The organism is Albidovulum salinarum (assembly GCF_025673475.1).
GTDB lineage: Bacteria > Pseudomonadota > Alphaproteobacteria > Rhodobacterales > Rhodobacteraceae > Albidovulum > Albidovulum salinarum.
On sequence record NZ_JAOVQO010000004.1, the window covers coordinates 69,929 to 83,004 of the forward strand.

A 13,076-nucleotide genomic window follows, 5' to 3' on the forward strand; every position below is an offset into this window, starting at 1 on the left:
CAGCGCCGGGCGCTTGCCGGCAGAGAAAGTAAAGATCGTAACAGAGACCACAGTCAAGAAAATATCTTGACAGAAACGCGGTCATCGGAGGAGCCTTGAACAGGGAGTCGGGGAGGATTCCGGGACGATGACGGGGGCGACAGCCAAGACCCTTCCGGTCGTGATGACCGAGAACCGCGAGGCGCGCGGGCCATTTCTCATCGTTTGCGAACATGCCTCGAACCACTTCCCGGCGGCGTTCGGGACGCTCGGTCTCACGCCCGAGGCGCGGTCGGCGCATATCGCGTGGGATCCGGGCGCGTTCAACCTCGCGCGCGGGCTGTCGAAGGCCCTCGACGCGCCCCTGGTCGCGGCCAACCTCTCCCGGCTCGTCTACGACCTGAACCGCCCGCCCCACGCGGCGGGCGCCATGGCGGAAAGAAGCGAGGTCTATGACATTCCCGGCAATGCGGACCTTGCCGAAGCCGAGCGGCTCAGGCGCACGGAAGCCATCTACCTGCCCTTCCACGCCGCCCTTCATGCCGAGATCGCCCGGCGGCTCGCCACCGGCCGGCCCCCGGTGATCGTCACCGTCCACAGCTTCACGCCGGTGTATTTCGGCCAGCACCGCAACGTCGAGCTCGGCGTCATCCACGACGCCGACCCGACCTTCGCCACGGCCGTGCTCGCCGAGGCAAAGGCGCTCACCGGGCTCGACTGCCGCATGAACGAACCCTATTCCGCCGCCGACGGCGTGACCCATACGCTGCGGCTCCAGGCGACGCCCTACGGGCTGCACCACGTCATGCTCGAAATCCGCAACGATCTTCTGGCCGACGATCTCGCCGTCGCGGCGATGACCGACGGGCTTGCCCCGGTGCTCGCCGCGGCGCTGGCGCGGATCGGCGCCGGCACGAACAGGAAGGCAGCAATCTGACATGCCGAGTTGGACCCGGACCTTCGTGCGCTACGTCGACGCCTTCAACTACCGCGTCGGGCGCTTTGCCATGTACCTCCTGTTCGTGCTGATGGGCGTGATGCTCTGGTCGTCCTTCGCCCGCGCCGCATTCACCCCGGCGATCTGGACCGACGAGATGGGGCAATTCCTGCTCCTGGGTTATTTCATGCTCGGCGGCGCCTATTCGCTGCAACTCGACAGCGCGGTCCGGATGGACCTCTTCTACAGCCGCTGGCGCGACCGTACCAAGGCATTCGTCGACGTGATCACCATTCTCGGGCTGATCTTCTACCTCGGGGTCCTGCTCTACGGCGCGGTCGAGAGCACCGCCTATGCGATCGAGACAGGCGAGACCCGGCGCGGTCTCTGGCGGCCCTACATGTGGCCGGTCAAGACCGTCATGTGCGTGGGCATCGTGATGATGATCCTGCAATGCACCTCGATCTTCTTCAAGGATCTGGCGAAACTCCGCGGCGAGGACCTGTCATGACCCCGAACATGATTGCCATGTCGATGTTCGGCGCGATGCTGGTCCTCCTGTTCTCCGGCCAGCGCATGTTCGGCATGATCGGCTTCGTCGCCGTCGTGGCCGCACTCTGGCTCTGGGGCGACCGCGGCGGTTACGACATCGCCTTCGCCCAGTCGATCAAGTTGATGGGCTGGTTCCCCCTGATGACGCTGCCGATGTTCATCTTCATGGGCTATGTGCTGTCGGAAAGCCGCCTCGCCGACGATCTCTACCGGATGTTCCACGTCTGGTTCGGTCCTGTCCCCGGCGGGCTCGCGATCGGGACGATCTTCCTCATGGTGCTGATCTCGGCGATGAACGGGCTCTCGGTCGCGGGCATGGCCATCGGGGCGACGATCGCGCTGCCCGAGCTTCTGCGCCGCAACTACGACAAGCTGATGGTGACGGGCGTGATCCAGGCGGGCTCCAGCTTGGGCATCCTCATTCCGCCCTCGGTCGTCCTCGTCCTCTACGCGATGATCGCGCGGCAGCCAGTCGGCAAGCTCTGGCTAGCGGGCGTGCTGCCGGGGCTGATGATGGCGGGCCTCTTCATCCTCTACATCTGGATCCGCTGCAAGATCACGCCCTCGCTCGGCCCCGTCCTGTCGCGCGAGGAGCGCGCCGAGGTCACGCGGGCCGAGAAGATCCGCCTGCTCGGCGCGGGCTTGATGCCGCTCGCCATCTTCCTCGCGATGATGGTGCCCTTCGTGACGGGCTATGTCCGGCTCGTGGAAAGCTCCGTCATCGGCGCTCTCGCCGCAGTGCTCGCCGCAGTCGCCAAGGGCCGCATGACCTGGGCCGTGTTCGAGACCTCCGCCCGCCACACGCTGGCGATCTCCTGCATGTTCCTCTGGATCATTCTCGCCGCGCTCGCCTTTGGCGCGATCTTCGACGGGCTCCGCGCCGTCGATGCGCTGAAGGGGCTTTTCCTCGAGGACCTGCACCTCAACCGCTGGACCGTGCTCATCATCATGCAACTCACGTTCCTCCTGATGGGCACCTTCCTCGATGACACCGCGATGCTCGTGATCGTCGCGCCGCTCTATGTGCCGCTGGTCGACGCGCTCGGCTTCGACCTGATCTGGTATGGTGTTCTGTACACGATCACCACGCAGGTCGCCTACATGACGCCGCCCTTCGGCTACAACCTCTTCCTGATGCGCGCGATGGCGCCGCCGGAGATCTCGCTCGCCGACATCTACCGCTCGATCATCCCCTTCGTCGGGGTGATGATCCTCGCCCTCGCGATCGTCATCGCCTTCCCCGAGATCGCGCTCTGGCTGCCCGAAACGCTTTACAAACAATGAGGCGGGTCAACCGCCCGAAACGAACCGCAACAAGGAGAAACGACCGATGACAACGAGACGCAAGTTTCTGACGGCCGGCGCCGCCGCCGGTGCCGCGACGCTCGCCGCGCCCGCCGTTCACGGACAATCGCCGATCAAGTGGCGGCTTCAGACCTATGCCGGCGCCGCGCTTGGTGAACATGTGGTGAAACCGGCAATCGACAGCTTCAACAAGATCGCCGCGGGTCAGATGGAGATCGAACTCTACTTCTCCGACCAGCTGGTGCCGACCGGAGAGCTGTTCCAGGCGATGCAGCGCGGCACGATCGACGCGGTGCAATCGGACGACGACTCGATGGTCTCGCCGACCGAGGTCACGGTCTTCGGCGGCTACTTCCCCTTCGCCTCGCGCTACTCGCTCGACGTGCCCGCGCTCTTCCACAACTGGGGCCTCAACGAGATCTGGGACGAGGAATACGCCAAGGTCGGCGTCAAGCATATCTCCGCCGGCTCCTGGGACCCCTGCAACTTCGCCACCAAGGACCCGATCAACTCGCTCGCCGACCTTAAGGGCAAGCGGGTCTTCACCTTCCCGACCGCAGGCCGTTTCCTCGCGCAGTTCGGCGTCGTTCCGGTGACGCTGCCCTGGGAGGATATCGAGGTCGCGGTGCAGACCGGCGAGCTCGACGGCGTCGCCTGGTCGGGCATCACCGAGGACTATACGGTGGGCTGGGCCGACGTGACGAACTACTTCCTGACGAACAACATCTCCGGCGCCTGGATCGGCCATTTCTTCGCCAACATGGACCGCTGGAACGAACTGCCCGAGCATCTACAGGAACTGGTGCGCGTCTGCTTCGACGCCAGCCACTACTACCGCCAGCACTGGTACTGGGCCGGCGAGGCGAAGCTGCGCGTCGATGGCACCAAGCTGCAACTCACCTCGATCCCCGACGAGGAATGGGCCCAGGTCGAGACCGCAGCCCGCGCATTCTGGGACGAGATCGCGGCCGAAAGCGAGACCAAGGCCAAGATCGTGAATATCTTCAAGGCCTATAACGAGGCGATGGACAAGGCCGGGCGGCCCTACCGCTACACCTGATCCATTAAGGTGACGATACGGGGCGCGGCGGACACGCCGCGCCCGATGAGGTTCGAGAGGGAGTGAAGACCGAATGCCCGCCAATCTGACTTTCGACGCGCTCAAGAAGGCAGTCGCCGCCGGCGAGATCGACACCGTGCTCGCCTGTTTCCCTGACATGCAGGGGCGGCTGATGGGCAAGCGCTTCGTCGCGCAGCATTTCGTCGAGAGCGCCTGGGAGGAGACGCATTGCTGCAACTACCTCCTCGCCGTCGATGTCGAGATGTACACCGTGCCGGGCTACAAGTCGGCAAGCTGGGAAAAGGGCTACGGTGACTACGTCCTGAAGCCCGACCTTTCCACGCTCCGCCGCGTTCCCTGGCTTGACGGCACCGCGATGGTGCTCTGCGACCTTCTCGACCATCACACGCATGAAGAGGTCGCCGTCAGCCCCCGCGCGATCCTCAAGCGCCAGATCGCCCGCGCCAAGGCGATGGGTTTCGACGCGATGATGGCGACGGAACTGGAGTTCTTCCTGTTCCAGGACAGCTACGACGCCCTAAATGACCGGAACTACCAGAACCTTCAGCCGCTCGGCCGCCACAACATCGACTATTCGATCTTCGGCACCACCAAGGAAGAAAGCGTGATGCGGGCGATCCGCAACGGGCTCTGGGGCGCCGGTATCCCGATCGAGAACTCGAAGGGAGAGGCCGAGGTCGGTCAGGAGGAGATCAACGCGAAGTATTCCGACGCGCTCGATACCTGCGACATGCACGCGATCATCAAGAACGGCGTGAAGGAGATCGCCCACCAACAGGGCCGCGCCGCGACCTTCATGGCGAAATACAGCCACGAACGCGCGGGCTCATCGAGCCATGTCCACCAGTCCCTGTGGAAGGGCGGCAAGCCCGCCTTCCGCGACGAGAAGGACCCGCATGGCATGTCCGATCTCATGCGCCACTACGTTGCCGGGCAGCTCGCTCATGCCCGCGAGATCACGGCCTTGCTCGCGCCCTACATCAACTCCTACAAGCGCTTCGTCGTCGGCATGTTCGCGCCCACGAAGGCGGTCTGGTCCTTCGACAACCGCACCGCCGGGTTTCGCGTCTGTGGCGAGAACACCAGGGCGATCCGCGTCGAATGCCGGATCGGCGGGGCCGATCTCAACCCCTACATGGCCTGCGCCGGGTTGCTGGCGGCGGGACTTGCCGGGATCGAGCGGAAGCTGGAACTTGAACCTGCGATCACCGGCGACATCTACCACGCGAAACGCGTGCGCGAGATCCCGCATACGCTCGGCGAGGCGGCGGCGCTGATGCAGAAGTCGAAGATGCTCCGCGCGGCCTTCGGCGACGAGGTGGTGGACCACTATGTGCGCGCCGCCCATTGGGAGATCGAGGAACAGAACCGTGTGGTGACGGATTGGGAAGTGCAACGGGGTTTCGAGCGGCTCTGACGCCGCAACCGGCGCGATGGGCGCCAAGCGAGGACAACATGACGAAGATGATCCAGTGCATCTCACCCGTGAACGGGCGGGTCTATGCAGAGCGTCCGGCCCTGACGCTCGCCGAGGCCGAGGCCGCCGTGGCGCGCGCCAAGGCCGCCCAGCCCGAATGGGCGGAGCGGCCGCTCGATGAGCGTATCGCGCTCGTCAAGGCGGGCGTCGCGCGGCTCAACGAGATGAAGCCGCAGGTGGTCGAGGAGCTTGCCTGGCAGATGGGCCGCCCCACCCGCTATGGCGGAGAGTTCGGCGGCGTCAACGACCGGACGAATTACATGTCGGAAATCGCGGCCGAGACGCTTTCGCCGATGGTGGTGGAGAACTCCAACCTCTTCGAGCGCCGGATCGAGCGCGAGCCGCACGGGCTCGTCTTCATCGTGGCGCCGTGGAACTACCCCTATCTCACCACGATCAACACGCTGGCGCCTGCGCTCATCGCCGGCAACGCGGTGATCCTGAAACACGCGACCCAGACGCTTCTGGTGGGCGAGCGGCTGGCCGAGGCCTTCCACGCCGCCGGTATCCCCGAGGACGTGTTCCAGAACGTCGTCCTCGATCACCACGTCACCGAGGAACTGATCGGCAGCCGCGCCTTCGGCTTCGTCAACTTCACCGGCTCGGTCGGTGGAGGCGCGGCGATGGAGAAGGCCGCCGCCGGCACCTTCACCGCGCTCGGGCTGGAGCTCGGCGGCAAGGATCCGGGCTACGTCATGGACGACGCCGATCTCGACGCCGCCGTCGACAGCCTGATGGACGGGGCGATGTACAATGCCGGCCAGTGCTGCTGCGGGATCGAGCGGATCTATGTCCACGAGAGCCTCTACGACGCCTTCGTCGAGAAGGCCGTGGCCTGGGTGAAGAACCTCAAGCTCGGCAACCCGTTCGAGGAGACGACGACGCTCGGGCCGATGGCGAACCGACGCTTTGCCGACACGGTGCGCAGCCAGATCGCCGATGCCGTGACGGACGGCGCCACCGCGCTCATCGACCCCGCGCTCTTCCCCGAGGACGACGGCGGCGCCTATCTCGCGCCGCAGATCCTCGTCGGCGTCAATCACGAGATGCGGGTGATGCGAGAGGAAAGCTTCGGCCCCGTCGTCGGCATCATGCCGGTGAAGGACGACGACCACGCCATCGCGATGATGAACGACTGCGACTATGGCCTGACGGTCTCGCTCTGGACCGCCGACAGCACACGCGCCGCACGGATCGGCCGGCGGCTGGAGACCGGAACGGTGTTCCAGAACCGCTGCGACTATCTCGACCCCGCGCTCTGCTGGACCGGCTGCAAGGATACCGGGCGCGGCGCGGCGCTCTCGCCCTTGGGCTTCCACTCGGTCACGCGGCCGAAATCCTATCATCTGAAGAAAGTGACGAAATGACCGCCCCCACCGCCAACTGGTCCTACCCGACCGCCGTCAAGTTCGGCCCCGGCCGCATCAAGGAGCTTGCCGACCACTGCAAGGCGGTCGGCATGAAGAAGCCGCTCCTCGTCACCGACAAGGCGCTCGCCTCGCTGCCGATCACGGCCGAGGCGCTCGACATCCTCGACGGAGCCGGCCTCGGTCGCGCGGTCTTTTCCGAGGTCGACCCGAATCCCAACGAGGCCAACATGGAGGCGGGGCTCAAGGTCTACCGCGCCGGCGGCCACGACGGGGTGGTCTGCTTCGGCGGCGGCTCGGCCTTGGACCTCGGCAAGATGATCGCGCTGATGGTCGACCAGAAGATCAGCGTCTGGGAGCTTGAGGATATCGGCGACTGGTGGACCCGCGCGAACCCCGCGACCATTGCCCCGATCGTCGCGGTGCCGACGACCGCCGGCACCGGGTCGGAGGTCGGCCGCGCCGGGGTGCTCACGAACTCGGCTACCCACAAGAAGAAGATCATCTTCCACCCGAAGCTCCTGCCCGCTGTGACGATCTGCGACCCGGAACTGACCGTGGGCATGCCGAAGTTCATCACCGCCGGCACCGGTATGGACGCGCTCGCGCATTGCCTCGAGGCCTATTGCAGCCCGTTCTACCATCCGATGAGCCAGGGCATCGCGCTGGAAGGCATGCGGCTCGTCCTCGAGAACCTGCCCAAGGTCTATGCCAACCCCAACGACCTTGAGGCCCGCGCCCACATGATGAGCGCCGCCGCGATGGGGGCGGTCGCTTTCCAGAAGGGTCTCGGCGCGATTCATTCCCTCTCGCATCCCGTTGGCGCGGTCTATGGCACCCACCACGGCACCACGAATGCGGTGGTGATGCCGATGGTTCTCGACTTCAACCGCGCCGCCATCGAGGACCGGATTGTAAAGGCCGCCGCCTATCTCGGCATCGAGGGCGGTTTCGATGGGTTCCGGGCGCGGGTGATGGATCTCCGCTCCGAACTCGGCATCCCGGCGAATCTCACCGCGATGGGGGTCGAGGCCGCTCGGCTCGACGAGCTGACCGAGATGGCGCTCGAGGATCCGTCCTGCGGCGGCAACCCGGTCGAGATGACGCGCGAGAACACCCGCGCGCTTTACGACGCCTGCATGTGAGGGTGTCCGGCCGGGGGCCGGACGGGCCTCCGGCGGGGATGCTTTTCGCAAGATGAAAGAGCGGGCCGCCGGGCCGCCCCGAGCCGTTTTTCATGCATCCGAAAAGGGCGACGGCCGCTTGGACCGTCGCCGTTTCGGAACCAGTGCACCGGCCGGTTGCTCCCATTCCCAGCGCGGACGTTGACAGTTAGAAGCTGTTGGCCTCATGTCGGAACAAAGGCTTTATCAGGGATGCCCACATGAAAATCGCGATGATCGGCACCGGATATGTCGGCCTTGTCTCGGGCGTCTGTTTTTCGGATTTCGGCCATGAGGTCATCTGCGTCGACAAGGATCCGCGCAAGGTCGAGATGCTGACCAACGGCGAGGTGCCAATCTACGAGCCCGGTCTCCAGGCGCTCATGGCCCGCAACGTTGCTGCCGGCCGCCTCGCCTTCACCGGCGACCTGAAGGCCGCCGTAAACGGGGCCGAGGCGGTCTTCATCGCCGTCGGCACGCCCACGCGGCGCGGCGACGGCCATGCCGACCTGACCTATGTGATGGCGGCGGCCGAAGAGATCGGCCGCGCGCTCACCGGCTATGCCGTCATCGTCACCAAGTCGACCGTGCCGGTCGGCACCAATGCCGCCGTGCGCGCCGCGATCGAGGCGGCCGCGTCCGAGGCCGATTTCGACGTCGCCTCCAATCCCGAGTTCCTGCGCGAGGGCGCCGCGATCGACGACTTCATGCGCCCCGACCGGGTCGTCGTCGGCGTCACCTCGGAGCGTGCGAAGAAGGTGATGGGCGAGATCTACCGGCCGCTCTTCCTGCGCGACTTCCCGATCCTCTACACCGATCTCGAGACCGCCGAGATGATCAAGTACGCGGCCAACGCCTTCCTCGCCACGAAGATCACCTTCATCAACGAGGTGGCGCGGCTCTGCGAGCGGGTCGGCGCCGACGTGAAGCAGGTCTCGAAGGGGATCGGGCTCGACGGGCGGATCGGCAACAAGTTCCTCCATGCCGGGCCGGGCTATGGCGGCTCGTGCTTCCCCAAGGATACCTCGGCGCTTGCCCGGATCGGGCAGGATCATGCCGCCCCCATGCAGATCGTCGAGACCGTGATCAAGGTCAACGAGGAGGTCAAGCGGCGCATGGTCGAGAAGGTGCTGGACTTGCTCGATGGCTCGGCGAACGGCAAGACCGTCGCCGTGCTCGGCGTGACCTTCAAGCCCAACACCGATGACATGCGCGACGCGCCCGCGCTGACGATCGTGCCGGCGCTGGTGGGCGGCGGGGCGAAGGTCCGCGTCGTCGACCCGCAGGGGCGGCGCGAGGGTGAACACCTCCTGCCCGGCGTGAGCTGGATGGACGACGCCTATGCCGCTGCGAAGGATGCCGATGTCGTCGTGCTCCTGACCGAGTGGAACGAGTTCCGCGCGCTCGACCTCGCGCGGCTGGCCGGCGCGATGGCGACGGCGCGCATGGCCGACCTGCGCAACATCTATTCGCCGAAGGATGCCGAAGCGGCCGGGTTCGTGGCCTATACCGGCGTTGGGCGCTGAGGCGCCGGTTCAGGTCAGGAACTTCGTCCGGGCCCGCGCGAAGCTCGCCGGCTCGGGCCGATCCGCGCGGGTGAACCCGTCCGGCACGCCGCGCCCGATCGCCGTCGTCACCGGCAGGACTCCGCTCCAGAGGTCGAGCGCGTGGTCGGCCTCGTCATCCACCGGCGGGCCGGAACGGACCTTCACCGTCATCACCTCGATGTCGAGTGCCAGCACGCCGGTGGCCTTCTCCTCCTGCGCCGTGTTGGCGCGGATCTCGTCATACCGGCCCGGCAGGAGATGCTCGGTGATGAGCCTGAGCGCCCGGTCGAACTCCTCGCGCCCGGTCACCTTGCGCGCCATGCCGTGGACGACGACGGAACGGTAGTTGACCGAGTGATGGAAGGCCGAGCGCGCCGCGACGATCCCGTCGAGCAGCGTCACCGTGAGACACATCGGCAGCCCTCCGGTACGGGCCACCGCCCGCGTCTTCGAGGCGCCGTGGATATAGAGCCGGTCGCCGTCGCGAGCATAGGCCATGGGAATGACCATCGGCCGGTCCTCGGCGATGAAGCCGACATGGGCGACAAGGCCCTGGTCGAGGATCGCATGGGCGACGGCCTCGTCCTCGACCTTGCGGTTGGGATTGCGGATGCGGGCATAGGCGGGGGGGCGGGTCATGGGCTCTCCTGTCTTGCGGTCCGGGATAGCCGCACTTATGGTTCTCTCAAAGGGCCAGAATCTGTAAGTTTCATGGAACCACTTGTCCTAACCGCGCTCTCCACGCCCGACCGCAACGCCGAAACCCCGCTGACGGTGCAGTTCTACCGAGACCTGCTGGAGGCGATCCGAACCGGCCGGGCGCGCGGACAACTCCCCTCCTCCCGCGCGGCGGCCGCGGCACTCGGGGTCTCGCGCAACACGGTGAACGCGGCTTACGAGCTTCTGCGTGCCGAGGGCGCGGTGGTGATCCGCCCCGGCGCCGCGCCGGAGATCCTGCCGCCAGCGGAAGCGGGGCCCGCGATGGGCGCGGCCGAGCAAAGCCCCGGCCCCAGTGCGCGCGGACATGCCTGGGCCGAGGAGCGACGCCGGAGCGGCGGCGGGATCATGGCGCCGGGCCATCCCGACGAGCCGCTCTTTCCGCGCGACGACTGGGCGATGCATCTGCGCCGAGCCTCCCGCCGCCGGCTCGGCGGAGCCTTCGCCTACGGGGAGTATTCCGGCCTGCCGGCTTTGCGCGAGGTCCTCGCCCGGCGCCTCGCGGCGGATCGGGGCATGCAGGTCGCCCCCGATGACATCCTGATCACGCCCGGCAGCCAGGCCTCACTCGCGCTCCTCGCGCTCGCGCTCGCCGACCCGGGCGACACCGCGCTGGTCGAGGAGCCGGGCTATCCCGGCACAAGGGCGGCGTTTCGCGGCGCGGGACTGTCCACCCTGCCCCTGCCGGTCGACACCGAGGGCGCCGATGTCAGCGCAGCCCCCCGCGCCCGGCTCACCTATCTCACGCCGGCGAACCAGTACCCGATGGGTCATCGCCTCTCGCTCCGCCGCCGGGCCGAGGCACTCGACCATGCCCGCATCTCGGACGGCTTTCTCGTCGAGGACGATTACGACAGCGAGTTCCACTGGCACGGGCGCGAGATCGCCGCCCTTCAGGGCTCGGCACCCGAGCGGGTGATCGCGCTCGGCACCGCCGCGAAGGCGCTGATGCCGGCGCTGCGGATCGGCTGGATCGTCGCTCCGCCCGGGCTCGCCGGGCCGCTCCGCGCCGCCCAGCGCAATCTCGGCCTCGCCGCCAATGTCCATGCCCAGGCGGCGCTGGCGGAGTTCATGGAGACGGGCCGCTACCGCGCCCATCTGCGCCGCATCGCCAAGGTCTATGGCGAACGCGGCCGGGCGCTCGCCGCAGCCCTGCGGTCCCTTCCGGGGATCGAGGTCGCGGACCCCTCGGGCGGGGTGCAGATCGGCTTTCGCCTGCCCGAGGGGCACGAGGCCTCGGCTCTGACCGCGCTCCACGCCGCGGGCTTTGGCACGGCTGCGCTCTCGGACTACTGCCTCGGCCCGCCGCAGGAGGGGTTGATCACCGGCTTTGCCGAGGCGACGCCAGACCGCATCGCCCGCTTCACCGCGACGCTGGGACGGGTCCTCGCGGCCCGCTGACGCCGCGCGCCCGTTTCAACGCCCGGTCGCGAACGTAGCGCGAAACTCCTCCCTGAGCAGGGCCTTCTGCACCTTGCCCATGGTGTTGCGCGGCAAGCCGTCGCGGATCGCGATATGTTTCGGCTGCTTGAACTTCGCGAGGCTCCCGCCGAGCGCCGCCCTGAGCGTATCGGGCGCTAGCTCCGCCCCGGCCTCGGGCACCACCACGGCCACGACGCCCTCGCCGAAATCGGGATGCGGCGCGCCGATCACCGCACTTTCCAGGACCCCCGGCAGCGCGTCGAGCGCCAGTTCCACCTCCTTCGGGTAGACGTTGAAACCGCCGGAGATGATCAGGTCCTTGCCGCGCCCGACGATGGTCACGTAGCCCTCCTTATCGAGGTAGCCGAGATCGCCGGTAATGAAGAAGCCGTCAGGCCGCAACTCCTCGGCCGTCTTTTCCGGCATGTTCCAGTAGCCTTGGAAGACGTTCGCCCCCCGGACCTCGATCGTGCCGATCTCGCCTTGCGGCAGCTCCGCCCCGGTCCCGTCGCAGACCTTGAGTTCCACCCCCGGCAGCGGAACCCCCACGGTGCCGGCCCTGCGCTCGCCCTCATAGGGGTTCGAGGTGTTCATGTTGGTCTCGGTCATGCCGTAGCGTTCGAGGATGCGGTGCCCGGTCCGCGCCTGCCATTGCCGGTGGGTCTCAGCCAAAAGGGGCGCCGAGCCGGAGATGAAGAGCCGCATCCCCGCGACCAGATCGCGCGTCAGGCGCGGATCGTCGAGAAGCCTTGTGTAGAAGGTCGGCACCCCCATCATGGCCGTCGCGTGCGGCAGGTGGCGGATCACCTCGCCTGCATCGAACTTCGGCAGGAAGATCATGCGCGCGCCCGCCAGAAGCGCCACGTTGGTCGCGACGAAAAGCCCGTGGGTGTGGAAGATCGGCAGGGCGTGAAGCAGCACGTCATCGGCGGTGAAGCGCCAGTAGTCGACGAGGACCTCGGCATTCGACAGGAGGTTCGCGTGGCTCATCATCGCGCCCTTCGACCGCCCCGTCGTGCCGGAGGTGTAAAGAAGCGCCGCGAGGTCGCCCGACTCGCACGGGACCACCGGCAGGGGCTCGGCGCGGATCGCGGCCTCGGCGAAACTTCCGGTGCCGTCGGCGTTCAGTACCGCGAGCGCCGCCCCCGCCGCCTCTGCGACCGGCGCCAGAGCCGCCTCGGACGCCCCGTCGCAAAGAAGAAGCTTCGCCCCCGCATCGGTGACGAAATACGAGACCTCGGCCGCGGTATAGGCCGGGTTCAGCGGCAGGAACACCACGCCCGCCCGGATCGCCCCGGCAATGACGGCGAGCATGTCGGGGCTTTTCTCCAGCTGCAGCGCCACCCGGTCGCCGGGCGCGAGCCCCGCCGCGACCAGCGCGCCCGCGAACCGCGCCGCACGCGCGGCAAATGCCGCGTGGCTGACCCGCCCCCCGTCCGGCAGGATCAGGAAATCTGCCCCGCTGCCCTCGTGCCGCCCGAACAGCGCATCGTAGAGATGATTGCCCATCGCCCGCCCCCGCGTCTTCA

Annotated in this window: 11 protein-coding genes; 9 read left to right on the forward strand and 2 right to left on the reverse strand. The window is 67.1% G+C overall.

All coding sequences use genetic code 11. The features are described 5' to 3' along the window. The first annotated feature begins 127 nt into the window (after nucleotides 1-127). From OEZ60_RS05195 to OEZ60_RS05230, 8 genes are all read left to right on the forward strand, one after another. Nucleotides 128-916, forward strand: a complete 789-nt coding sequence (locus OEZ60_RS05195; protein ID WP_263333904.1) for an N-formylglutamate amidohydrolase — start codon at nucleotides 128-130, stop codon at nucleotides 914-916. A gap of 1 nt (nucleotide 917) precedes the next feature. Continuing rightward, the gene (locus OEZ60_RS05200; protein WP_263333905.1) at nucleotides 918-1,427 is read left to right on the forward strand and encodes a TRAP transporter small permease subunit; all 510 of its coding nucleotides are present in this window, start codon (nucleotides 918-920) and stop codon (nucleotides 1,425-1,427) included. Then, entirely contained in the window at nucleotides 1,424-2,752 is a 1,329-nt protein-coding gene (locus tag OEZ60_RS05205; protein WP_263333907.1) for a TRAP transporter large permease, read from the forward strand. The genes OEZ60_RS05200 and OEZ60_RS05205 overlap by 4 nt, the downstream gene beginning before the upstream one ends. 46 nt (nucleotides 2,753-2,798) lie before the next feature. After that, complete coding sequence (locus OEZ60_RS05210) at nucleotides 2,799-3,833, forward strand: TRAP transporter substrate-binding protein (protein ID WP_263333910.1); 1,035 nt, start codon at nucleotides 2,799-2,801, stop codon at nucleotides 3,831-3,833. Between the two features lie 73 nt (nucleotides 3,834-3,906). Continuing rightward, entirely contained in the window at nucleotides 3,907-5,271 is a 1,365-nt protein-coding gene (locus tag OEZ60_RS05215) for a glutamine synthetase family protein (protein ID WP_263333912.1), read from the forward strand. 38 nt (nucleotides 5,272-5,309) lie between these two features. Further along, nucleotides 5,310-6,698, forward strand: a complete 1,389-nt coding sequence (locus OEZ60_RS05220; protein ID WP_263333914.1) for an aldehyde dehydrogenase family protein — start codon at nucleotides 5,310-5,312, stop codon at nucleotides 6,696-6,698. Beyond that, entirely contained in the window at nucleotides 6,695-7,843 is a 1,149-nt protein-coding gene (locus OEZ60_RS05225; protein ID WP_263333916.1) for an iron-containing alcohol dehydrogenase, read from the forward strand. Before OEZ60_RS05220 ends, OEZ60_RS05225 begins: the two co-directional genes overlap by 4 nt. 239 nt (nucleotides 7,844-8,082) lie before the next feature. Continuing rightward, entirely contained in the window at nucleotides 8,083-9,387 is a 1,305-nt protein-coding gene (locus tag OEZ60_RS05230) for a UDP-glucose dehydrogenase family protein (RefSeq protein ID WP_263333917.1), read from the forward strand. Nucleotides 9,388-9,396: 9 nt separating this feature from the next. Here the strand turns inward: OEZ60_RS05230 and OEZ60_RS05235 are convergent, their stop codons facing one another. Then, entirely contained in the window at nucleotides 9,397-10,047 is a 651-nt protein-coding gene (locus OEZ60_RS05235) for a pyridoxamine 5'-phosphate oxidase family protein (RefSeq protein ID WP_263333919.1), read from the reverse strand. Nucleotides 10,048-10,119: 72 nt separating this feature from the next. Between OEZ60_RS05235 and OEZ60_RS05240 the strand changes: the two genes are divergently transcribed. Then, entirely contained in the window at nucleotides 10,120-11,526 is a 1,407-nt protein-coding gene (locus tag OEZ60_RS05240; RefSeq protein ID WP_263333921.1) for an aminotransferase-like domain-containing protein, read from the forward strand. A gap of 15 nt (nucleotides 11,527-11,541) precedes the next feature. Here the strand turns inward: OEZ60_RS05240 and OEZ60_RS05245 are convergent, their stop codons facing one another. Continuing rightward, on the reverse strand, nucleotides 11,542-13,056 hold the full coding sequence (locus OEZ60_RS05245) for a malonate--CoA ligase (RefSeq protein ID WP_263334207.1): 1,515 nt from the start codon (nucleotides 13,054-13,056) through the stop codon (nucleotides 11,542-11,544). Between the last annotated feature and the right edge of the window lie 20 nt (nucleotides 13,057-13,076).

Bases quoted from the DNA above. Each gene is read 5' to 3' on its own strand.
- OEZ60_RS05195 (WP_263333904.1), top strand. From the start codon at position 128: ATGACGGGGGCGACAGCCAAGACCCTTCCGGTCGTGATGACCGAGAAC.
- OEZ60_RS05200 (WP_263333905.1), top strand. From the start codon at position 918: ATGCCGAGTTGGACCCGGACCTTCGTGCGCTACGTCGACGCCTTCAAC.
- OEZ60_RS05205 (WP_263333907.1), top strand. From the start codon at position 1,424: ATGACCCCGAACATGATTGCCATGTCGATGTTCGGCGCGATGCTGGTC.
- OEZ60_RS05210 (WP_263333910.1), top strand. From the start codon at position 2,799: ATGACAACGAGACGCAAGTTTCTGACGGCCGGCGCCGCCGCCGGTGCC.
- OEZ60_RS05215 (WP_263333912.1), top strand. From the start codon at position 3,907: ATGCCCGCCAATCTGACTTTCGACGCGCTCAAGAAGGCAGTCGCCGCC.
- OEZ60_RS05220 (WP_263333914.1), top strand. From the start codon at position 5,310: ATGACGAAGATGATCCAGTGCATCTCACCCGTGAACGGGCGGGTCTAT.
- OEZ60_RS05225 (WP_263333916.1), top strand. From the start codon at position 6,695: ATGACCGCCCCCACCGCCAACTGGTCCTACCCGACCGCCGTCAAGTTC.
- OEZ60_RS05230 (WP_263333917.1), top strand. From the start codon at position 8,083: ATGAAAATCGCGATGATCGGCACCGGATATGTCGGCCTTGTCTCGGGC.
- OEZ60_RS05235 (WP_263333919.1), bottom strand. From the start codon at position 10,047: ATGACCCGCCCCCCCGCCTATGCCCGCATCCGCAATCCCAACCGCAAG.
- OEZ60_RS05240 (WP_263333921.1), top strand. From the start codon at position 10,120: ATGGAACCACTTGTCCTAACCGCGCTCTCCACGCCCGACCGCAACGCC.
- OEZ60_RS05245 (WP_263334207.1), bottom strand. From the start codon at position 13,056: ATGGGCAATCATCTCTACGATGCGCTGTTCGGGCGGCACGAGGGCAGC.